Annotated in this window: 14 protein-coding genes; 6 read left to right on the forward strand and 8 right to left on the reverse strand. The window is 64.2% G+C overall.

The window, feature by feature from the left end:
* Nucleotides 1-80 precede the first annotated feature (80 nt).
* Complete coding sequence (locus NHH88_29720; protein ID USX13776.1) at nucleotides 81-836, reverse strand: TorF family putative porin; 756 nt, start codon at nucleotides 834-836, stop codon at nucleotides 81-83.
* A gap of 223 nt (nucleotides 837-1,059) precedes the next feature.
* Between NHH88_29720 and NHH88_29725 the strand changes: the two genes are divergently transcribed.
* Nucleotides 1,060-3,057: a type IIA DNA topoisomerase subunit B gene (locus tag NHH88_29725; GenBank protein USX13777.1), complete on the forward strand. Its 1,998-nt coding sequence runs from the start codon at nucleotides 1,060-1,062 to the stop codon at nucleotides 3,055-3,057.
* 12 nt (nucleotides 3,058-3,069) lie between these two features.
* Nucleotides 3,070-5,523 (forward strand): DNA topoisomerase IV subunit A, encoded by a 2,454-nt coding sequence (gene parC / locus NHH88_29730; protein ID USX13778.1) that lies wholly within the window; start codon nucleotides 3,070-3,072, stop codon nucleotides 5,521-5,523.
* A gap of 120 nt (nucleotides 5,524-5,643) precedes the next feature.
* Here parC and NHH88_29735 read toward each other — a convergent pair whose 3' ends face one another.
* The 5 genes from NHH88_29735 to NHH88_29755 form a co-directional block, all read right to left on the reverse strand.
* Nucleotides 5,644-6,123, reverse strand: a complete 480-nt coding sequence (locus NHH88_29735) for a hypothetical protein (GenBank protein USX13779.1) — start codon at nucleotides 6,121-6,123, stop codon at nucleotides 5,644-5,646.
* Nucleotides 6,124-6,281: 158 nt separating this feature from the next.
* A complete protein-coding gene (locus tag NHH88_29740; GenBank protein USX13780.1) occupies nucleotides 6,282-7,733 on the reverse strand; it encodes an IgA Peptidase M64 in 1,452 nt (483 codons plus the stop codon).
* Between the two features lie 188 nt (nucleotides 7,734-7,921).
* Complete coding sequence (locus tag NHH88_29745) at nucleotides 7,922-9,193, reverse strand: cyanophycinase (protein USX13781.1); 1,272 nt, start codon at nucleotides 9,191-9,193, stop codon at nucleotides 7,922-7,924.
* An 85-nt stretch (nucleotides 9,194-9,278) separates the two neighbouring features.
* Nucleotides 9,279-10,598: a cyanophycinase gene (locus NHH88_29750; GenBank protein ID USX13782.1), complete on the reverse strand. Its 1,320-nt coding sequence runs from the start codon at nucleotides 10,596-10,598 to the stop codon at nucleotides 9,279-9,281.
* Between the two features lie 107 nt (nucleotides 10,599-10,705).
* Nucleotides 10,706-13,480: a TonB-dependent receptor gene (locus NHH88_29755; GenBank protein ID USX13783.1), complete on the reverse strand. Its 2,775-nt coding sequence runs from the start codon at nucleotides 13,478-13,480 to the stop codon at nucleotides 10,706-10,708.
* A gap of 213 nt (nucleotides 13,481-13,693) precedes the next feature.
* Here NHH88_29755 and NHH88_29760 point away from each other — a divergent pair, with 213 nt between their 5' ends.
* The gene (locus NHH88_29760; protein USX13784.1) at nucleotides 13,694-14,842 is read left to right on the forward strand and encodes a M14 family metallopeptidase; all 1,149 of its coding nucleotides are present in this window, start codon (nucleotides 13,694-13,696) and stop codon (nucleotides 14,840-14,842) included.
* 25 nt (nucleotides 14,843-14,867) lie between these two features.
* A complete protein-coding gene (locus NHH88_29765) occupies nucleotides 14,868-16,262 on the forward strand; it encodes a YfcC family protein (protein ID USX13785.1) in 1,395 nt (464 codons plus the stop codon).
* A 134-nt stretch (nucleotides 16,263-16,396) separates the two neighbouring features.
* On the opposite strand, the gene NHH88_29770 is transcribed toward NHH88_29765, so the two are convergent.
* Nucleotides 16,397-16,822, reverse strand: a complete 426-nt coding sequence (locus NHH88_29770; protein USX13786.1) for a GNAT family N-acetyltransferase — start codon at nucleotides 16,820-16,822, stop codon at nucleotides 16,397-16,399.
* A 106-nt stretch (nucleotides 16,823-16,928) separates the two neighbouring features.
* Between NHH88_29770 and argH the strand changes: the two genes are divergently transcribed.
* Nucleotides 16,929-18,326 (forward strand): argininosuccinate lyase, encoded by a 1,398-nt coding sequence (argH, locus tag NHH88_29775; protein ID USX13787.1) that lies wholly within the window; start codon nucleotides 16,929-16,931, stop codon nucleotides 18,324-18,326.
* Nucleotides 18,327-18,402: 76 nt separating this feature from the next.
* On the opposite strand, the gene NHH88_29780 is transcribed toward argH, so the two are convergent.
* On the reverse strand, nucleotides 18,403-19,023 hold the full coding sequence (locus NHH88_29780) for a hypothetical protein (GenBank protein ID USX13788.1): 621 nt from the start codon (nucleotides 19,021-19,023) through the stop codon (nucleotides 18,403-18,405).
* 796 nt (nucleotides 19,024-19,819) lie between these two features.
* Between NHH88_29780 and NHH88_29785 the strand changes: the two genes are divergently transcribed.
* Nucleotides 19,820-22,372: a M4 family metallopeptidase gene (locus NHH88_29785; GenBank protein ID USX13789.1), complete on the forward strand. Its 2,553-nt coding sequence runs from the start codon at nucleotides 19,820-19,822 to the stop codon at nucleotides 22,370-22,372.
* Nucleotides 22,373-22,419: the final 47 nt, after the last annotated feature.

Consider the following 22,419-nt stretch of genomic DNA (forward strand, 5'->3'; position numbering starts at 1 on the left):
CGCCGCACCCGAACCGTTGCGGGGTCGTACCCCGCTGGGTACGACCCCTGCTCGGATCTGCGGGTTGGGTGCTAAAAAGATTAAAAGACCTTACTGATGGTCAGTTGCAGCGCGGTCTTGCCGAGGAACTTGCCGTTGGCCGGCGATGCGTAGGCGGTCTTGCCGGCGTTCGTGCCGATCACCGCCAGCGCGCCGGTCACCACGCCGAAGTCCTTGGTTGCGCCGATCTTCCAGTCGGTGTAGCTCGAGGCATCGTTGTTCTTCACCTTCTGGTGGCCGGCGTGCAGATTGACGGTGTAGCCATCGCCGGTGTCGATGTTCGCGCCGACATCCACGTAACCGCTGTTTTTGCTGTCGACGAACCCAAACAAATTGGTCACCGCGTGCGAGTACTTAATATAGGCAGGTCCAAAACCCAGCTGCCCGTAAATCTCGGTGGTGTCGGCGTTGGCGAAGCCGCGCACGTTTTTCAGGTCGTTGGGCGGATACACGTAGGTCAGCACGCCCACATCGTATGACACGGCCTCGCCGACCTGCCCGCGCTTGCCCGCATAGATATCGACTTCGACATCGCCGTCCCCGCCCGCGTCCTTGGTCCATTTGATGGTCGACATCCAGACGCCGGCATACAAGCCGGTTGGATTGTTCACATAGTCGGCGCCACCCTGCAGCGCCGGCTTGAGGCGGGTCTGCGAGATCCCCCGGTAGCGGTAGTCCGAGAGGACGGCCGCATTGAAACTGGTCTCGTTATCCGGCTTGGGAGCGTCCTCCCCGGCGTACGCGTGGGCGCACGCGAAGGCGGCGCAGGCGGCTGCGGCGAGCATCAATCTGTTCATAAATCGGTTCTTTCGGGTGGTTGTGAGACAAAACAGCTTAGTCACACGCCCGTAAAAACGGTCTAAAAAGTCACGCTGCCGTTGTAAACATCGTGTATAAATTGGCCCGCAGCTATTTTTTGTCCCGTTTTAGGCCTCGATAGCACCCGGTTGAGGATAGAATACGCAAACGAACGTATAAAACTGTACATAAACCCAGTATTAAAATCACAAGCTTGAACGTATGGCCACTAAAAAACCAGTTTCCGACTACAGCGAATCATCCATCCGGGTCCTCAAGGGCCTGGAACCAGTCAAGCAACGTCCGGGCATGTACACCCGCACCGAAAATCCGCTGCACATCATCCAGGAAGTGATCGACAATGCCTCCGACGAGGCGCTGGGCGGCCATTGCAAGAACATCATCGTCACGCAAAACGCCGATGGCAGCATCACCGTCGAAGACGACGGCCGCGGCATCCCGGTGGGCCTGCACCCTGAAGAAGGCGTGCCGACGGTGGAAATCGTCTTCACCCGCCTGCACGCCGGCGGTAAGTTCGACAAGGGCTCGGGCGGCGCATACGCCTTCTCGGGCGGTCTGCACGGCGTCGGCGTGTCGGTCACCAACGCGCTGTCCAAGCGCCTGGAGATCACCGTCTGGCGCAAGGAGCCCGATGGCACCGGCCTGCACAAGCTGGCCTTCGAGCACGGCGACGTGGTCGAGCCGCTGTCCTCCGTAGTCGCCCCGCGCGACGGCAAAAAGTCCGGTACGCGCGTCACCGCCTGGCCGGACGCCAAATACTTCGACTCTCCCGCGATCTCGCAGACCGAACTTCAGCGCTTGCTGCGCTCCAAGGCGGTGCTGCTGCCCGGCGTGACCGTCACCCTGGCCAACGCAAAGACCGGCGAATCGCAAACCTGGCAGTACAACGACGGCCTGCGCGGTTACCTGACCGAGGCACTGGCCCAATCGACCGATGGCGAGACGCTGATCCCGCTGTTCGAGGGCGCGCAGTTCGCCGGCCCGGACGCCGAAGGCTTCGCCGAAGGCGAAGGCGCGGCATGGGTGGTGGCATGGACCGAGCAAGGCGCCGTGGTGCGCGAATCCTACGTCAACCTGATTCCGACGCCGAACGGCGGCACCCACGAATCGGGCCTGCGCGACGGTTTGTACGGCGCCGTGAAGAACTTCGTCGAGATGCACTCGCTGCTGCCGAAAGGCGTCAAGCTGCTGCCGGAAGACGTGTTCGCGCGCGTCTCGTTCGTGTTGTCGGCCAAGGTGCTGGACCCGCAGTTCCAGGGCCAGATCAAGGAACGCCTCAATTCACGCGACGCCGTGCGACTGGTGTCGACCTACTCCAAGCCTGCGCTGGAACTGTGGCTGAACCATCACGTCGACTACGGCAAGAAGCTGGCGGAGCTGGTCATCAAACAGGCGCAATCGCGCCTGCGCTCCCTGCAAAAAGTCGAGAAGAAGAAATCGTCCGGCGTGGCCGTTTTGCCGGGCAAGCTGACCGACTGCGAATCGACCGACGTGCATCGCACCGAATTGTTCCTGGTCGAGGGTGACTCGGCGGGCGGTTCGGCCAAGATGGGCCGCGACAAGGAGTTCCAGGCCATCTTGCCGCTGCGCGGCAAGGTGCTCAACTCGTGGGAGACGGACCGCGACCGACTGTTCGCCAACAACGAGATCCACGACATCTCGGTCGCCATCGGCGTCGACCCGCACACGGCCGACAGCACGCCCGACCTGTCCGGTCTGCGCTACGGCAAAATCTGCATCCTCTCCGATGCGGACGTCGATGGCTCGCACATCCAGGTACTGCTGCTGACGCTCTTCTTCAAGCACTTCCCCGGCCTGATCGCCAACGGGAATATCTGCATCGCGCGTCCGCCGCTGTACCGCGTCGACGCGCCGGCGCGCGGCAAGAAGCCGATCCAGAAGCTGTATGCGCTCGATCCGGGCGAGTTGGTGGCCATCGAGGACAAGCTGCGCAAGGATGGCCTGAAGGAAGGCGCCTGGGCGATCTCCCGCTTCAAAGGCCTGGGAGAGATGAACGCCGAACAGCTGTGGGAAACCACGATGAATCCGGACACCCGCCGCCTGCTGCCGGTGTCGCTGGGCGCTTTCGCCCACGGCGAATCGGCCGCGCGCTTCAATATGCTGATGGGTAAAGGCGAAGCCGCCGCCCGCCGAGCGTGGATCGAAGAACACGGCAACGAAGCCGAAGCCGATATTTAATTTTGAACGACTATGACTCAAGCAAATCTCTTTGACGAATCCGCGCCGGCGCTGGCGCAAGCCGGCCAGCCCCCTGTGCCTCCCGTTCCGCCGCAAGGCGGCGACGGCGGCGTCCCGCCAGACGGCGGCGATGGCGGCGTCCCGCCAGACGGCGGCGATGGCGGCGTCCCGCCAGACGGCGGCGATGGCGGCGACGGCGGCGAAACGCTGACCCTGTCCACCTTCGCCGAACGCGCCTACCTCGATTACGCCATCTCGGTGGTCAAGGGCCGCGCGCTGCCGGACGTGTGCGACGGCCAGAAGCCGGTGCAGCGCCGCATTCTGTACGCGATGAACGAAATGGGCCTGAACCCGACCGCCAAGCCGCGCAAATCGGCCACCGTGGTCGGCGACGTGCTGGGTAAATTGCACCCGCACGGCGACCAGTCGGTGTACGACGCCATGGTGCGCATGGCGCAGGACTTCTCGCTGCGTTACCCGCTGGTCGACGGTCAGGGTAACTTCGGCTCGCGCGACGGCGACGGCGCTGCGGCGATGCGATACACCGAAGCGCGGCTCACGCCGATCGCCAAGGTGCTGCTCGACGAGATCAATCTCGGCACCGTGGAATTCCAGGCCAACTACGACGGCTCGACCGAAGAACCGTGCCTGCTGCCGGCGCGTCTGCCGATGGTGCTGCTGAACGGCGCCTCCGGTATCGCGGTCGGCCTGGCGACGGAAATCCCGTCGCACAACCTGGGCGAGGTCACGCAGGCGGCCGTCGCCATGATCCGCAATCCAAAGATCTCGCACAGCGAGTTGATGGCGCTGGTGCCCGGTCCGGACTTCCCGGGCGGTGGCCAGATCATCACGCCGGCGGCGCAGATCAGCGAAATGTACGCCAACGGGCGTGGCAGCATGAAGGTGCGCGCGCGCTGGAAGATCGAAGAGCTGGCGCGCGGCCAGTGGCAGGCGGTGGTCACCGAACTGCCGCCGGGCACCTCGTCGCAGAAGGTGCTCGAAGAGATCGAGGAGCTGACCAATCCCAAGATCAAGATGGGCAAGAAGGCGCTGTCGCCGGAACAGCTGGCGCTCAAGTCGCTGATCCTCAACTCGCTCGACACCATCCGCGACGAATCGGGCCGCGCGGCGCCGGTGCGCCTGGTGTTCGAACCGAAGTCGAAGAACCAGGATCAGACGGAATTCATGCTGATGCTGCTGGCGCATACTTCGCTGGAATCGTCAGCGTCGATCAACCTGGTGATGATCGGCGGCGATGGCCGTCCGCGCCAAAAGGGCCTGGGCGAGATTCTGCAGGAATGGATCGACTTCCGCTTCATCACCGTCACCCGCCGCACCAAGTTCAAGCTGGGTAAGGTCGACGCGCGCATCCATATTCTGGAAGGCCGCGAGACCATTCTGCTGAACATCGATGAAGTGATCCACATCATCCGCAACTCGGACGAACCGAAAGCGGCACTGATGGAGCGCTTCCGCCTGTCGGACATCCAGGCCGAAGACATCCTGGAAATCCGCCTGCGCCAACTGGCGCGTCTCGAAGCGATCAAGATTCAGCAGGAACTGGCCGAACTACGTAAAGAGAAGCAGCTGCTGCAGGACCTGCTCGACAATCCATCGTCGATGAAGCGCGCCATCATCAAGGAAATCGAAGCCGACACCAAGCAATACGGCGACGCACGCCGCACCTTGATCGAAGAAGCGCAGAAAGCCGTGGTCGAACAGAAGGTGGTGGACGAACCGGTCACCGTCATCATTTCGGAAAAAGGATGGATACGCGCGCGCACCGGCATCGGCCACGACGCCACGCAGTTCACGTTCAAGGCAGGCGACACGCTGTATGGCGCGTTCGAGTGCCGCACGGTCGACAACCTGCTCGCTTTCGGCAGCAACGGCAAGGTGTACTCGGTACCCGTGGCCGCGCTGCCCAACGCGCGTGGCGACGGCGTGCCGATCACCACCCTGATCGACCTGGCTTCCGGCGCCCGCATCCAGCATTACTTCGCCGGTCCCGCCGCCACGCAGCTGATGATGGCCACCAGCGCGGGCTTCGGCTTCATCGCCAAAGCCGGCGACATGGTCAGCCGCATCAAGGGCGGCAAGGCGTTCGTCACCCTGGACGAGGGTGACGTACCGCTGCCACCGGCGGTGGTGGCGGAAGGCGCCAGCGCGGTCGCGGTCTTGTCGGCCAACGCGCGGGTGCTGGTGTTCGGCATGGACGAAATGAAGGTGCTGACCAATGGCGGCCGTGGCGTCATCCTGATGGAGCTGGACGACAAGGAGACCTTGATCGCGGCCAAACCGATCAGCCAGAAAGGCGTGATCGTCTCCGGTATCGGACGTGGCGGCAAGGCGCAGGAAGAGCGTCTGTCGGCATCGGCACTGGCTGTCCACTTCGGCAAGCGCGCGCGCAAAGGCAAAGCGCTGGCGACCAAAATCAAACCCACATCGCTGACGCCTATTACCTAGCGCTGCGGGTTTGGGGTCGGACCCTGCGGGTCCGACCCCGCCTTGCATTGCGGGTTTGCATGCGATCGAAAAGCGAAAAAAAAAGACGGGCAAGCCCGTCTTTTTTCTATTGCGCGCTAATTAATGCTTAGCGGCGGCTTCTTTGACTTCGGCAGCCGATTTGGCTTTCACCGCGTCGGTCTTGTTGGCGGCCAGCGCTTTGTCTTCGGTGGCGTCAACGGTTGCCTTGATCGCTTTGGCGTCGGCTTTCACGGCCTTTTTGTTGGCCTTTTCTTCGGCTTTAGCGATGTTCTTTTCGCCTTTGGCGGCAGCTTTGGCTTTGTCTTCTGGATCAGCCTTGGCGATTTTTTCGTTCGCTTTGGCGGCTTCCACGTTTACTTTAGCCTGGGCTTCGTCGTGGGTCTGATTGGCTTTGGCGACAGCCTTGTTGGCTTTTTTGTCTGCTTTAGCGTCAGCTTTCAGCTCTTTCTGCTCGGCCTTGGCGACGTCCTTGTTGGCTTCTTGCTGCGCCTTGGTGACTTCGGTGGTTTGCGCAGGGGTTTGTGCGAAAGCAGCGGTTGCGAACAGGCCGGCGATCAGGGTAGCGATGATTTTGCTCATGATATTTCCTCTCAAGTTTAATTTGGATGCGTTCTTATCTTATTAAAGCAAGGCCTCCGGCCTTGCCTGCGTTGCGCTCTTGTTTAGAAGCGCCAGATCACGTATCCAGAATAGCAACCCAAGCCGATGAGCTCTGTACGGTACCGTACTAAAACCGATTATTCGCTTTTCGGCCGGGAGTAGAGGTCGATGATGGTGCTGATCCCGTCCGCGCACACCGAACAGAATTTATCGCTGCGATCGAACATGATGCACTGCATCTCGGGACGGTAATACCCCTTGGCCTCGTAGTTCGCTCCCTCGAACGCGCCCACCGTGTGGCGGTGCGGATCACGGGAGAACAGTTCATTGGTGTGCTGCAGGTCCTTGTGGAACAAGGCGCTCATCTCCGATTCCGGCCGGTTGGCCTGGCGCAGCGCGACACGCTCCTTCTGATACGCGCGCGATGCCGCCTCGTATTCGTCCTTCTTCCACGGCGTCGGCAACGGCGTGCCCTCCTTGACGAACTTCTTCCACTTCACATTGGCCGGATCATGCAGCGCCGTAGCATTCGGCTCCCACGGTTCCTGGCGCGTGGCGCCGCCCGTGGCGTAGGCCACCGGCGAGGTGTAGTACTCGTCGGCCAGCCCGGCGAAGTGGTGGCCGAATTCGTGCACGAACAGATAGTTGGCCCAATCGTTGTTGGCCGCCGCTGTGCTGAACTGGCCGAAGATGCCGCCACCGCCATAGGTGTCGTTGTTGACGAGGATCTCGATGAATTCATACGGCGCGTTCTGCGCAAGTTCGCGCAGCGCGCGGTTGTCGGTGGTCAGCACATAACGCTCGCTGCCGAAGATGTCGTAGCGGGTGCCCAGCGGCGAGGCGTGATGCACGCCGGTCGACGGACGCGACACGCCCGATTCCTGCGTCGGCAAAGCCAGCGCCCAAACGTTGAAGTCCTTGGCGCGCTCCTTGAACGGCGAGGTGTTGAACAGATGGTCGGCCAGGCGGCGCGCGGTGGCCTCGAACTTCTTCATCTCCCCGGCCGTGTAGCCGTCGCCCAGAATCAGCAGATCGACCTTGTCCTTCGAGGGGCCGTTGACGCGGATGCCGATCGGCTTGGCCGGCGCGGGCGCCTGTTTGCGCACCACATCCATCGCGTCGGTATCGACGCTGGTCGTCCAAACCACCGAAAAGGCGCCGCGTTCGTCGCGCTTGAGGATGCGCACCTTCACCGGCTTGTCCGGTTTCGGAAAGCGCACCGACTCCTGGAAGCCGCGATTGGTCTTGCCGGCTTCCTCGGTGCTGGCCCACTCCGCGAAGACGGTCGAAAAACCGCGCGAGTACAGCACCTTGCCGGATGCGGCGTCGACCACCTCCACCAGGTTGTTACCACGATTGGTATCGTCGATGGTGCGGCGCATGTCGCCCGGCCACGGCAACGGCTCGATCACCACGCGCTCCATCGCGTACTGCTCGTTGAGCGCGTTGCCGCTGTGGATGTAGTCGAGACGGACGGTGGCCGGCTGGCCGCCCGCAGCAGGCGCTGCCGCCAACGCGGGAACGGCGCCTACGGACAACGCCAATAACAGCGCCGAGACAAAGCGGCGGGAGTGAACGAAGAGGCTCATGGGATTCCTGGCAAACGGTTGAAAACGTGACCGTTATTTTAGGTTGTTGCCGGTTCAGTGCCGCGAAATTTAGTATGGTTTAGCGTCACGCGCGGCAATTTTAGTAAGGAATAGCGCGGGCTAGCAAGGGTTAGCAAAGATTAGCGGCATTTAGTAAAAGCGATTTTTAGCGCCCCCGCCCTCCCCGCCTAGTTTTCCCGCGTCGTCATCGACTGGCCGATGTCGAGCGGACGGATATCGAGCCGGACGTTGAGGATCGAGTAGCTTTGCGCCGCAGCCGACGCCGACGCGTAGCCGACGCTGTCGCGCGTTTTGCTGAAGGTGAACTGGAATCCCAGCTCCGGCAGCAGCGATTGCGGGCCGCTGGTGGCGATGCCAATCGCTTCGACGCGGCGGTTGACGATCAGGCTTTCCATCAGTTCCACCACAGCGTTGCGGCCCAGGATATCGGGCGAGAACACCGGCTGGTGCAGCACCGCGTGCTCCGCCCGCAGCCGGCCGCCGGCCTTGGCCTCGGACGGCGTGAAGACATGCGAAGCCAGGTCGTAGCGGTCACCCCGATCCAGATAGCTGATCACCGCGTTGGAGACGTTGAAGCCAGCGCTGGCGGCATCGGTGGTGGCGCGCGACAGGTCGATCAGCAGCGCGCCCTTGTGGCCGACGATTTCCACGTTGCGGCGGCTGTCGACCACCATCGCCGTATTCTCGTCGATCCCCAGCCCGAACTTGTAGCCTTTCTTGAGCATGGCCGGGATCATGCGGGCGAAGCGTCCGCGCACCAGCAGGTGCTGGTCGACGAAGACGTCGTCGCCAATGAAGCCCAGGCCGGGCGCGATTTCACGGCCGTCGTTGACGCCGCCGCGCAGCATACCGAACACCGAACGCGGCGCATAAAACATGGTGCTGCTCATGATGGCGGCGCCGGCGCTGTCGCCGGCCACCACGCCGCCGTTGCGGTAGACGTCCCACACCGCCTCCAGCACCGCGCTGCGGCTGCCGTCCTCGCGCACCAGCGCGTGCGTGATGCGGGACTGGTCGCCGCCGGAGAAGAACACGCCGCCGGCGCCGCGCACGGCCGCCGCCAGCTCGCCATCCTCGGCCACCTGGCGGAAATCGCTGCCGTCCAGGCGCACCGCCAGCGGCACCACGAAGGCGGCGGCGCCATAGCCATTGAGACGCTCGACGATCCTGTCGCCGGTCCGCTGCGGATCGGCCGCCGCCGACGGCAGCACGGCGATGCGCGCGCCCGGTCCGCCGGCCAGCGCGACGATGCGCTGCCAGACGTCGGCGTTGTCGCCCCGCAGGCCGCCGCCGATGATCACCAGCGAACCCTTGGGAGCGGCCGGCGCCGGCTTGGCCGCCGATACAGGCGCCGCCATGCCGGCGGCGCCCTCCAGCGGAACGGCCAGCATCAGGACCGCCCCGATCAGGTGCTTCAACATGGTGCCCGGTGTGCGCATGGTGGCCGCCTCCCCAAATAAAAAGGGACGGCGCTTGGGGTGCCGTCCCTTTCGCCGTCCCTTTCAATATAACCCGGTTTGCCCGCTACCGGTATCGGTAAAGCGGCTGCTGGAGCTGGATCGGCCGGATGTCCATCCTCAGTTTGAGCACCGAATACGCCTCCACCTCGGTGGAGCTGTAACCGACGCTGTTGATGGTTTTACTGAACCGGAACTCGAATCCCAGGTCCGGCGACGAGTCGCGCGGATTGCCGAAGGCGATGCCGATGGCCTCCTGCTGGGCGTTGTCGATCAGGTTCACCATCAGGTCCAGCACCGCGTTGTTACCGAGGATGTCGTTGGTGTAGACGGTGCCGCGCATGTCCGGCTGGTTCGGATCGAGCTTGTTGTCGGCCTTGTCGGCCGACGGCGTGAACTCGCGCGAGACCAGGTTGAATTTGTCGCCCCGGTCCAGATAACTGATGGTGGCGTTGCTAATATTGAAACCCTTGATGCCACGGTCGGTGATCGCCGCCGACAAATCGAGCAGCAGCGCGCCGCTGTAGCCGATGATTTCCACGTCGCGGCGGGCGTTGACCACCATCGCGCTGTTCTCGTCGATGCCCAGGCCGATCTGATAACCTTTTTTCAACATCACCGGGATCATGCGGGCGAAGCGGCCGCGCACCAGCAAATGCTGGTCGACGAAGACGTCGTCGCCGATGAAGCCCAGGCCCGGGGCGATCTCGTTGCCGTCGGTGACACCCTGTTTGAGCATGTCCAGGGTCGCCTTGGCGTCGTAGAACATGGTGGTGCTCATGATGGCCGCGCCGGCGCTGGAGCCGGCCACCACGCCGCCGTCGCGGTAGACGTCCCACACCGCCTCCAGCGCCAGCGTGCGCGAGCCGTCCGGGCGCACCAGCGCCTTGGTGATGCGGGCCTGGTCGCCGCCGGTGAAGTAGATGCCGGTGGCCGAATGGATCAGCGCCACCACCTCCGGGTCCTCGGCGGCCTTGCGGTAATCGCTGTTGGGCAGGGTTACGCCGAGCGGGATGAAGAACGCCTGGGCGCCATATTGATTGAGTTTGTTAACCGTGTTTTGCGCCGATTTTTCCGGATTGATCGAGGCCGAGCCGAACACGCCGATGCGCGCGCCACGCCCGCCGGCCAGCTGCACGATGCGCTGCCAGACTTCCGCGTTGTCGGCGCGCAGGCCGCCGCCGATGACGACCAGGTTGCCCGCCGGCGGCGCCAGCACGGGCTTGGGCGGCGGCACCGCCTTGGCCGGCTTGCTGGCCTTGGTCCCCGACTGCGCCTTGGCCGACGACGTGGCGGCCGCTCCCTGGGCCGCATGCGCACTGACGCCGGCGAACACCAGCAGCCAAAGCAAGCAAAGGCGCTGGAACGTAGAACCTGTAAATTTCATGTTGCCCTTCCAATGATGAAACCGGCGCCGGGGCTTGCGCGCGGCGCCGTGGTAATACAGATGATACCAATCAATTACTTAAGCATGTATTACATTGTGGGGGGCTTTCATTTGAAGGCGTAGCTGGCGTTGGCGAAGAAGCGCCGGCCGCGCGGATCCGTGTAGGTCGGATCGTAGCCGGACAGGAAGAAATAGGCCTGGTTGGAGAACGGCGGCGCCTTGTCGAACAGGTTCTGGATGCCGGCGCGCAGCTTGAACGCCTTGCTCACCTGCCAGGCGCCCGACAGGTCCCACAGCGAGTAGGAGCTGACGCGATTCGGCGCCACCACCGTGCCGTCGTCCGTGTTGATGGCCGAGTTCTGGTCGTGGTAGCCGCTCGAGAAGGTGTTCGACAACGTGGCCGAATACGGCCCCATGTCCCAGTCGAAGTTGACGGTATGGCGCCAGCGCTGCACCACGCCGTCGGTGACGAAGCGTCCCAGGTTGCTGACATACGGGTCGCCGACGTCGTTCTGGATCTTCGAGGTGAGCACGTAGGTGCCCGACAGGCGCCCGCCGAAATTGCCGGCCCAGGTGCGCACGCCGTTGTAGTCGAGGATCACATCGATGCCCGAGGCCTTTTGCGCGCCGCGGTTTTCCTTGCGCAGTTCGATGTAGTCGATCACGCCGTCCTCGTCGCGGTGCACCAGGTTGCCGTACTTGGCCAGGTTGCCCAGGATGATGTCGTCGCCGATCTCGCTGATCAAGTCGGTGCGCTCGATGTTCCAGTAGTCGACCGTCATCGACGCGTTTTTAGACGGCTGGATCACCATGCCGGTCGAGAACTGGCGGCTGCGCTCGGGCTTGAGGTTGGCGTTCGAATAGCGGCGCGTGCTCCAGTTGTCGGCGCAATCGGCCAGCGTGGCGTCCTCCACGGCGCAGGCCACGGGATCGGGTAAGGTGGCGGTGACGCTGTAGATGTTGGCGCGATACAGGTCGGTCATCGACGGCGCGCGGAAGCCGCGCCCGGCCGAGGCGCGGAACAGCATGGTCTTGGTCGGGGTGTAGCTTACGCCCACCTTCGGACTGGCGGCGCCGCCGACCACCTGGTAATGGTCGTAGCGCGCCGACAGCTGCGCCTCCCACTGCTTGGTGAAGGGCAGCAGCAGTTCGCCGTACACCGCCTTGACCTTGCGGCTGTTGCTGTAGGCGCGCTCCTCCTCCGGCGCCGGATCGTTGTTGATGTTGTCGCTCAACAGCAGCTCCGACGGGTTGTAGCTGGTGCGCTCGCGGCGGTACTCGCCGCCGACGGCCAGCGCGGCGTCGCCGCCGGCCAGCGCGCCGATCGCGTGCGAGAGCTTGAAGTCGACCGAATCCATGGTGCCGCGCGCGCGCCGGGCGACGTCGTCGACCTGGATGCTGTTGAGCAGGTCGATGCCGGCCTGGCTCGACGGCCCGAACGGGTTGATCAGGCCGTCGGCGATCCCTTGCAGCATCTTGTCCTTCAACAGGTAGCCGTGGGTGTCGCGGTCCTTGATCTTGTTGACGCTGTGGTTGACGCCGACGTCGTAATCCCAGCCGTTGGCGGTGCCGGTCAGGCCGACCACGAAGCGCTGGCTCTCGCTGGTCAACTCGGTGGCGCGGCGCCCGGCCTCGTTCATGCGCATGCGCAGGCCGACGGTCACCGGCGCGTCCGGATCGGCGTCCTCGTCCGGCGAAAGCGTGAAGCCGGCGAAGGCGGGGATCTTCTTGTAGTCGATCTCGGCGTCGTCGGCGCGCGCGCCCGAGCCGATGTACTTCGTTTTCGAGCGGCTCAGCGCCACCTCGGCGTACAGCTGGCTGTTCGGGGTGAGCTGCAGCACGCCGCGCGTGAGCAGGTTGGTCTTGTCCGACTCGGGGAACAACTCGGTATCGCGCATGTAATCGTAGGTGCAGGCGTCGATGCCGCCGATGCCGGCCGGCAGATACAGGTTGGCCGGCGCCGCGCACGCGGGCACCGACGGATTGATGGTGCGGTTGGTGATCGGCTTGCCGTTGATGAGGAAGTTCTGCTCCTGCAGTTCGTCGCGCTGGGCGCTGGAGAGGCGGATGTTGGCCGGCGACGTGTAGCCCGACAGCAGGTGCGGCAGGCGCTCGGCCACCCGCAGGTCGCCGATGAATTTGCGCTGCGAGGTGCTCAGCGCGTTGGACTTCTGCACGTCGGCCACGGCGAACACGTTGAAGCCGTCCTTGGCCAGGTCGCCGAAACCGGCCGTGATGCTGGCCTTGCGCTTGCCGGCGCCGCCCTCGTCGGTCTTGAGGCCGTAGGCGTTCAGTTCCACGCCCTGGTAATCCTTGCGGGTGATGAAGTTGATCACGCCGCCGATGGCGTCGGTGCCGTACAGCGCCGAGGCGCCGTCGAGCAGCACCTCGACGCGCTGGATCGCGGCGGCCGGGATGTTATTGAGGTCGACGCCGGTGTCGTCGCCGGGGGAGGCGAAGTTGGCCATGCGGCGGCCGTTGAGCAGCACCAAGGTCGACGAGGTGCCGATGCCGCGCAGGTTGGCGCTGTTGAAGCCGCGCTGGTCGCCGCCGACGTTGATGCTGGCGCCGTCGGTCAGGCCGCCGACGTTGGCCGACAACCGGGCCAGGATTTCGGAAGCGGTGGTCACGCCCACCTTGTCGATCTCCTCGCGGGTGATGACCTGCACCGGCAACGCCGTTTCCGACTCGATGCGCTTGATCGCCGAACCGGTGATCTCGACCCGTGGCATCGGCTTGGCGGCGACGGCGTCCGGCGCCGCCGCGTCCTGGGCCAGCGCCAGGCCCGGTTGGCCGAGCACGCCGATCACCGCGCCCAGACCGATCGCGCGGCGCACCGAGCGCGCCATTGTGGAAATTCGCATGCCGTGCAATTCAGCCATAATTCTCTCTTCGCGGGTTGTTATGCTATATGTAAATAGTTCCAATCAACTAACTGTACGCAGTTCGCGTGGAAAACTCAAGAAAGCACCGTCCGATTCGGCCCGAACGATTTACTTTGTGAAAATAGTGCTACATACTCAAGCGTTGTGCACGCGTTGTGCACGTTCGCCAAGCACGTCAACCGCACCGTCAACCTTCCCTGCCAGACCATCATGCAAGTACAAAAACACCCCCTCTCCGGCCCGCACAGCAGCACCGCGTTCGAACTGACCAGCCTGCACTTCGGCACCCCGGGCGCCGGCAAAAAGGTCTACATCCAGGCCTCGCTGCACGCCGACGAGGTGCCCGGCATGCTGGTGGCGCAGTTCCTGCGCAAGCGGCTGGTGGCGCTGGAGGCGGCCGGCCAGATCGCCGGCGAGGTCATCCTGGTGCCGGCGGCCAACCCGATCGGGCTGGCGCAGGCGATCCACGGCGCCGCCTTCGGCCGCTTCGACCTGACCACCGGCGTCAATTTCAACCGCAACTACAAGCACGTGTTCGACGAGCTGAAAAAATCGCTCGACGGGCTGCTCGGCCAGGACGCCGACGCCAACGTGCGCCTGATCCGCGAGCACGCGCGCGCCGCCATCGCCGACTGGCGCCCGTCGACCGACGCCGACACCTTGAAAAAAGCGCTGATGACGATGGCCGTCGACGCCGACATCGTGCTCGACCTGCACTGCGATAACGAGGCGGTGATGCACATCTACGCCGGCACGCCGCTGGCCGACGCCATCGCGCCGCTGTCGGCGCTGATGGGCGCGCACGCGCTGCTGCTGGCCTACCAGGCCGGCGGCGAACCGTTCGACGAGGCGTGCAGCCGCCTGTGGTGGGACCTGGAGCGCCACTTCGAGGGCAAATATCCGATTCCGCCGGCCTGCCTGTCGACCACCGTGGAGCTGCGCGGCGAGATGGAGGTGGGCTACGACCTGGCCGAGAAGGACGCCGCCGGTTTGCTGCGCTTCCTGGCCTTGAACGGCGTGCTGCGCGACGACGGCAGCGGCGCCGGCGCCGCCGCCATCGCCGCCGCGCCGCTGCCGGCCGCGCTGTGCGAGGCCACGCCGCTCGAAGGCGTCGAGCCGCTGTACGCGCCGCACGCCGGGGTGCTGGTCTACACGCGCGAGCTGGGCGCGCGCGTCGCGCCCGGCGACGCCGTCGCCGACTTGATCGACCCGGTCAGCGGCGAGACGACGGTGGTGCGGGCCGGCGTGGCCGGCGTGTTCTTTGCCCGCAGCGCCCACCGCCACGTGCTGCGCGGGATGAACGTCGGCAAAGTGGCGGGCGCCCAGGCCTACCGCGCCGGCGATCTGCTGAGCCAATAAAAACAATACCAACCACGCCGCTCCCATGACCACCAAAAAATTCAAACTGCCGCACACCTTCGTCTTGCTGTTCATCATCCTGGCGCTGATCGCCGCCGCCACCTGGCTGGTCCCGGGCGGCAAATACGACACCCACCTGGTCGACGGCAAGCAGCTGATCGTGCCGGACAGCTTCCACTACGTGCCGAGCGCGCCGCAGGGGGTGGTGGCGCTGCTCAAGGCGCCGATCAAGGGCTTCGTCGAGGCGGCGCAAATCATCGGCTTCGTGCTGATCGTCGGCGGCGCCTTCGCGGTACTGCAAAAGACCGAGGCGATCGACTCGATGATCAAGGCGCTGGCGCGCGCGCACAAGGATTCGGCCTTCATCCAGAAGGCGCTGATCCCGGTGTTCGTCACACTGTTCTCGCTGGGCGGGGCCACCTTCGGCATGAACGAGGAGGCCATACCGTTCATATTGATTTTCGTGCCGCTGGCGCTGGCGCTGGGCTATGACACCATCACCGGCGTCTCGATCCCCTTCCTCGGTTCGCAGGTGGGCTTCGGCGCCGCCTTCCTCAACCCGTTCAACGTCGGCATCGCGCAGGGCATCGCCGGCGTGCCGGTATTCTCCGGCTGGGGCTACCGGCTGATCGCCTGGACCATCGCCACCGCCATCACCGCGGCCTTCCTGATGTGGTACGCGGCGCGCGTGAAAAAGAATCCGCAACTGAGTCCGACGTACGCGCTCGACCTGGAAAAGCGCAAGGAGCAGCCCGAGGGACTGGGAGAGCTGCACGCCATGACGGCGCGCCACAAGCGCGTGCTGTGGATCTTCGCCGGCTCGCTGGCCATCATGGTGGCCGGCGTGGTGCACTACGGCTGGTACATCGACGAAATCGCCGCGCTGTTCCTGACCATGGGCGTGGTCATCGGCCTGGTGGGGCGGCTCGACTCGGGGCAGATCGTCGAAGGCTTCATCCAGGGCGCGCGCGACCTGGTCGGCACGGCGCTGGTGATCGCGCTGGCGCGCGGCACGATGATCCTGGCGCGCGACGCGCAAATCATCGACACCATGCTGCACGGTTTGACGCCGCTGGTGCAATCGTCCAGCCCCATTTTCACGGCATGGAAAATGTTCGGCATCCAGACGGTGATCAACTTCTTCATCCACTCGGGCACCGGCCAGGCCGCGCTGACGATGCCGATCATGGCGCCGCTGGCGGACCTGGTGGGCGTGACGCGCCAGACCGCGATCCTGGCGTTCCAGTTCGGCGAGCTGACCACGCCGATGATCCCGACGTCGGGCATCACGGTGGGCGTGCTGGCGCTGGCGCGGGTGCCATGGATCACCTGGGCCAAGTGGATGATCCCCCTGCAACTGATCTACGCGGTGATGGCGATGGCGCTGCTGGTGCCGCCGGTACTGATGAACTGGCAGTAGGATAAAGAGCCAGTCTATGAACCCCGGGGGTCAGGTCCGACATTCGGACATTGGGGAGCAATTGGGGAACCTTTGCGGGTTGAAAAAGTTCCCGATTTGGTCGATTTGTCCGAATGTCGGACCTGACCCCGGGGTTAGCTGCGGTAGACGTCGGGGCAGTAGCGTTCCATCAAGGTCGCCGGGCGCACCGGCGGCGTGAACCCGAACTGCGCGTACAAGCCGTGCGCGTCGGCGGTGGCCAGGGTGAAGCGCCGCAAGCCCTGCAAATCCGGATGCGCGACGATCGCCTCGACCAGGCGCTTGCTGTAGCCGTGGCCCCGGTGCTCCGGCAGCACGAACACGTCGACCAGGTTGGCGAAGGTGGCGCAGTCGGTCACCACGCGCGCGAAACCGATCTGGCGCCCGTCCAGATACGCGCCGAAACACAGCGAATTGGCGATGGCGCGCTCCAGCACCGCGCGCGGCATGCCGATCGCCCACGTCGATTGCTCGCTGAGGAATTGGTAAATCAGGGGAACGTCAAGTTGCCCCTTGTCGGTGCTGATCTGCAGGGTCGTCATGTTTTATGTGGCCAAAATAGCAATAATGACATATTTTTGAGCAGTTGACGGTTTATAATCCGTCCTGACAATCGACACCAATACCGCGAAAGCCATTCCCACCACTATGACCGCACAACTTTCCAAAAAGAGCGAAGCCTGGTCGGCCCGCTTCAACGAACCTGTTTCCGACCTCGTCAAACGCTATACCGCCTCCGTCTTCTTCGACAAACGCCTGGCCAAGGCCGACATCCAGGGCTCGCTGGCGCACGCCGAGATGCTGGCCGCGCAGGGCATCATCAGCGCCGCCGACCGCGCCGAGATCGAGCGCGGCATGGCGCAAATCTCGTCCGAGATCGAAGCCGGCCAGTTCGAATGGCTGCTCGACCTGGAAGACGTCCACCTGAATATCGAAAAACGCCTGACCGAACTGGTTGGCGACGCCGGCAAGCGGCTGCACACCGGCCGCTCCCGCAACGACCAGGTGGCCACCGACATCCGCCTGTACGTGCGCGCCGCCATCGACGACGTGGTCGAACTGCTCGGCGCCCTGCGCGGCGCGCTGACCGACCTGGCCGAGAAGAACGCCGACACCATCATGCCCGGCTTCACCCACATGCAGGTGGCGCAGCCGATCACCTTCGGCCACCACATGCTGGCCTACGTCGAGATGTTCGGCCGCGACGCCGAACGCATGCTCGATTGCCGCAAGCGCGTCAACCGCCTGCCGCTGGGCGCGGCTGCGCTAGCCGGCACCACCTTCCCGATCGACCGCGAACGCGTGGCCAAAACGCTGGGCTTCGACGATGTCTGCCACAACTCGCTGGACGCCGTCTCCGACCGCGACTTCGCGATCGAATTCACCGCCGCCGCCTCGCTGATCATGACGCACGTGTCGCGCATGTCCGAGGAGCTGGTGATCTGGATGAGCCCCCGCGTCGGCTTCATCGACATCGCCGACCGCTTCTGCACCGGCTCGTCGATCATGCCGCAAAAGAAAAATCCCGACGTGCCGGAACTGGCGCGCGGTAAGACGGGCCGCGTCTACGGCCACCTGATGGGCCTTCTGACCCTGATGAAGGGCCAGCCGCTGGCCTACAACAAGGACAACCAGGAAGACAAGGAACCGCTGTTCGACACCGTCGACACCGTGGTCGACACCTTGCGCATCTTCGCCGACATGGCCGGCGGCATCAGCGTCAAACCGGAGGCGATGCGCGCCGCCGCGCTGCAAGGCTATGCCACCGCGACCGACCTGGCTGACTACCTGGTCAAGAAGGGCCTGCCGTTCCGTGACGCCCACGAAGCCGTGGCCCACGCCGTGCGCGCCTGCGACGATTTAAAAATCGACCTGTCCGAAATGACCTTGGAGCAGCTGCGCGCCTACTCGGCCCTGATCGAGGACGACGTGTTCGCCGTGCTGACGCTAGAGGGCTCGGTGGCCGCGCGCGACCACGTTGGCGGCACCGCGCCGAACCAGGTGCGCAAGGCCATCGCCCGCGTGCGCGAACAACTCGCCAAGTAACCCGGCAGGGCGGGGTCGTACCCCGAGGGTACTCGGCGCCCCCGTACGACCCCAGGTTGGCTGTGCGGGTTGAAAATCAGTGCATCACCAGCCGTGACAGCACCGAGAACGCCGCGCCGGTCTGCTCCTGCTTGAGCAGGATGGTCAGCTCGGTGTAGGTGCAGATCATGTTGACCAGATTGATCTTGTCCCAAGCCAGCTGTTTGAGAATGGCGTGATAGATGCCCGGCTCGCGGCTGGTGTCGGGATTGAGGTGCAAGGTCACGGCGTTCAGATCGTCCTGCCGCGCGAGCAGCCGCTCGCCGGCGAACACCTCCTCCACCACCGGCATCAGCACCCGGCTGCAGATCACCATCACCTCGTTGACGCCGCGCGTCACCGTCACGAAGGCGCCGCGCAAAGGTTCGGCCTTGGCCAGCAGCTCGCGGTGGCATTCGTGAATGCGGTCGGAGTGGCGGAACGTGTATTCGGTCAGCTCCGTGCGGGTGGTCAGCTCGCCGGTTTTGTGCACCAGCGAGATCCCCCTGCTTGGCTGCTCCGGCAGCCGTTCGGCCACGCGCCGCAGCGCCATCACCACGGCGGCCTGCCCCACCGGCTTCCACAGATCGCTCTCGATCTGCGGCTGCAGCTGGCGCGCCAGCTCCGACAGGTTGATCAATCCCCGTCTCAGTCCTTCCGTCAGAAAGGACGACTCCATAACAATGCGTTCCACCTTGGTGGCAATCGATAGCATAAAAGATCCCCCTGCCCGCGCGCCGGCGGACAAAACCTGAACAACTAGCTGGCGCTGCGTCCCGCGGCCCACCGTGATCGGCGGCCGCGGACGATGCGATACCCGCGCCGGCGTCCCGGATAGGGACTGGCCGGCGGCCGGTATGCAGCTAACGTGACAAACTACGCGACCGCGCTAGATGGGAGGCGGCAGCGCGGTACGGTTGGCGCGCAGGAAGCGCGTGGCGATGCGAACGTGTTGAGGGTGTGTGGTCATTTTCTCTTTTTCCTGAAGTTCCCGGGTCGCGCTTGCGGGGTCGTGCCCCTGCGCTTTTTATGCGCCGGCTCGTGGCAACAAGCTGCGGCCGGCATGACCTAGTTTAATTCGCAAGATTAAAAATTTGCAACAGCCTTGCTGAAAAGATGAGCATAGTGTTGCATAGCAACCGAAACTTGCGGCATCGATCAACTTCATGATTGATTTACGACAAAACGCGGCAATCGTGCGCGTGATAACCGGCCTTACGTGCTAGGGCTACCCACCTCCAAAGCCATAGATCCGCCACCCTAAATGTCTCATTTGAGACATTTTTTTGGTCCGCGACCAATTTTCAAAGATTTTTGACTTCGTGATCTTGAAAAGAATAGTGTCGTTTTTACTCGCCGTTTTGACGCAAAAAAAATCGCCGCGCAGCCATCCGTCAGCGCGGTATCGGAGACGCCGAGTTGGCCGCCACCATGGCCAGGCAAACCTTCGCGCACCTACCCACCCTGGAGAAGAGATGAACCAACGTAAGACCCTACTTACCGCATCCGTCGTCGCCGCAATGTCCCTACTCGCTTCGAACGGCGCCTGCGCGGCCGGCCCGCTGATGGCGGCCCCAGTCAACCTCGCCTCTCCACAAGAGACGGCGGGACTGGTCGCCAAACTGTCCGCGCTCGACGCGCGGCGCGGCATCGGCAGCGACAACAGCTTCCGCATCGCCAGCCAGCATCCCGGCGTCGTCGGCGAGAAGATCGTGCGCGCGCAGCACACCTACAAGGGCCTGCGCGTGTTCGGCTCCGAATCGGTGGTGGTGACCAACGGCGCCGGCGACATCGTTAGCGAATCGGTGGCGGACCGCCGCGCCGGATTGGATGCCAACGCCGCCAGCACCAACTCGCAGTCGGGCCGCCAGCTCGCCGCGCCCGTGACGGACCTGACGCCGGCGCTGAGCTCCGGCGACGCCATCGACAAGGTCGTCAAGGCAGTGGCGCCGCGCGGCGTACACCGCTGGACGCCCAGCGCCGAACTGCTGATCTATCCGGTGATGAAATCGGTGCGCGTGCCGTCCGCCGTCAACAAGTCCGAGGCCGCGCTCAACGCGCTCGATCTGGAGGAAGTGGTCGACCGCTACGTACTGGCCTACTACGTGCAAACCCGCATGGCGCAGGACCGCAAGCCGGTCTACTACGACACCATCATCGACGCCAAGACCGGCGCCGTGGTCGCGCAATGGAAGGCGCTGCAAACCGTGACCGGCACCGGCAACAGCCAGTACAACGGCGCGGTCCCGATCAATACCTCGCAGTCGGGCAGCACCTTCCAGATGCTCGACTCCAGCCGTGGCACCGGCGGCAAATTCGGCGGCATGGCGATCACCAACGCCAACCACGCATCGGCCGACAGCCCGAGCCCGGGCACCATCTACACCAACAGCAGCAACACCTGGGGCGACGGCCAGCAGTACATCAACGGCGGCAGCACCACCAACGCCAACGGCCAAACGGCGGCGGTCAACGCGCTGTGGGGCCTGATGAACACCTACGACACCAACAAGAACGTCCTCGGCTGGCAATCGCTCGACGGTAACAACACGGCGACCTACATCGCCGCCCACGTCGATACCGCCTACGACAACGCCTTCTTCGACCCTGGCTGCAAATGCATGTACATCGGCGACGGCGGCAGCAGCTTCTACAACCTCGGTTCGATCGACGTGATCGGCCACGAAATGTCGCACGGGATCACCGACGCCACCTCCAACCTGACCTACGCGGGCGAGTCGGGCGGCTTGAACGAATCGCACTCCGATATCGGCGGCGAAATGGTCGAAGCGTACGCGCGCGCCGGCGGCACCGGCACCGTGATCCCTGCCACCGGCAACGATTGGATGACGGGCAAGGAGATCGCCCGCAACGGACAGCCATTGCGCTGGCTGTACAAGCCAAGCAAGGATGGCCGCAGCCCGAACGCCTGGAGCAGCACGATCAAGAACATCGACGTCCACCTGTCGAGCGGTCCTAACAACCGCATGTTCTATTTCCTGTCGCAGGGATCGAACGCCACCACCACCAGCGACTACTACAGCCAATACCTGATCAAGAGCCCCGCCGCGATGACCGGCATCGGCAACGACAAGGCCTATCGCATTTGGTTTAAAGCGTTGACCACCAAGTTCACGTCGTCGACCAACTACGCCGACGCCCGCGCCAAGGTGCTGCTGGCGGCGCAGGAGCTGTATGGCACGGGTTCGAAGGAAGCCATCGCCGTGCAGCGCGCCTACGCCGCCATCAACGTCGGCGCGGACGTCGACGAAACCGGCGGCGGCTCCGGCGTCTCGATCTCGACCCAGCCGGCCAGCGTGACCGTGGCCGTGGGCGCGACCGCGTCGTTCAGCGTCGGCGCCAGCGGCGGCACGTCGCCGTACACCTACAAGTGGTTCCGCAACGGCGCGCAGATCAGCGGCGCCACCTCGGCCACCTACTCGCTGACGGCGCAAACGGCCGACAACGGCGCGGTGTTCAACGCCGTCGTCAGCGACTCGTCGTCGCCGGTCAAGACCGCGACGTCGGGCAACGCCACCTTGACCGTCGGCAGCACCGGCGGCGGCGCCGAGAAGATCGTCAACGGCGGCTTCGAATCCGGCACCACCGGTTGGGCCGGCACCACCGGCGCGATTGGCACCTTTACCGGCCAGACGGCCTTCGAAGGCGCGCGCTACGCCTGGTTGGGCGGCAACGGCAGGACCGCGACCGAAACGCTGACGCAGAGCGTGGCGATTCCATCGGCCGCCACCAGCGCCACGCTGACCTTCGCGCTGCACGTCGACACCGCCGAAAGCGGCACCACCGCCTACGACAAACTGGTCGTGACCGTGAAGAACAGCGCCGGCACCGTATTGGGAACCCTGGCCACGTATTCGAACGCGAATGCGGCCAGCGGCTACCAGACGCGCACCTTCAACCTGGCCGCCTACAAGGGCCAGACCGTGACCTTGTCGTTCGCGGCCACGGAGGACTCGTCGCTGCAAACCTCGTTCGTGGTCGATAAAGTCAGCCTGGTCACGCAATAAGCGTAGAAGGGGGCGGCGACGGCAGCATGGTCGCCGCCCTGTTTTTG

The organism is Oxalobacteraceae bacterium OTU3CAMAD1, assembly GCA_024123915.1.
Classification (GTDB): Bacteria; Pseudomonadota; Gammaproteobacteria; order Burkholderiales; family Burkholderiaceae_D; genus Rugamonas.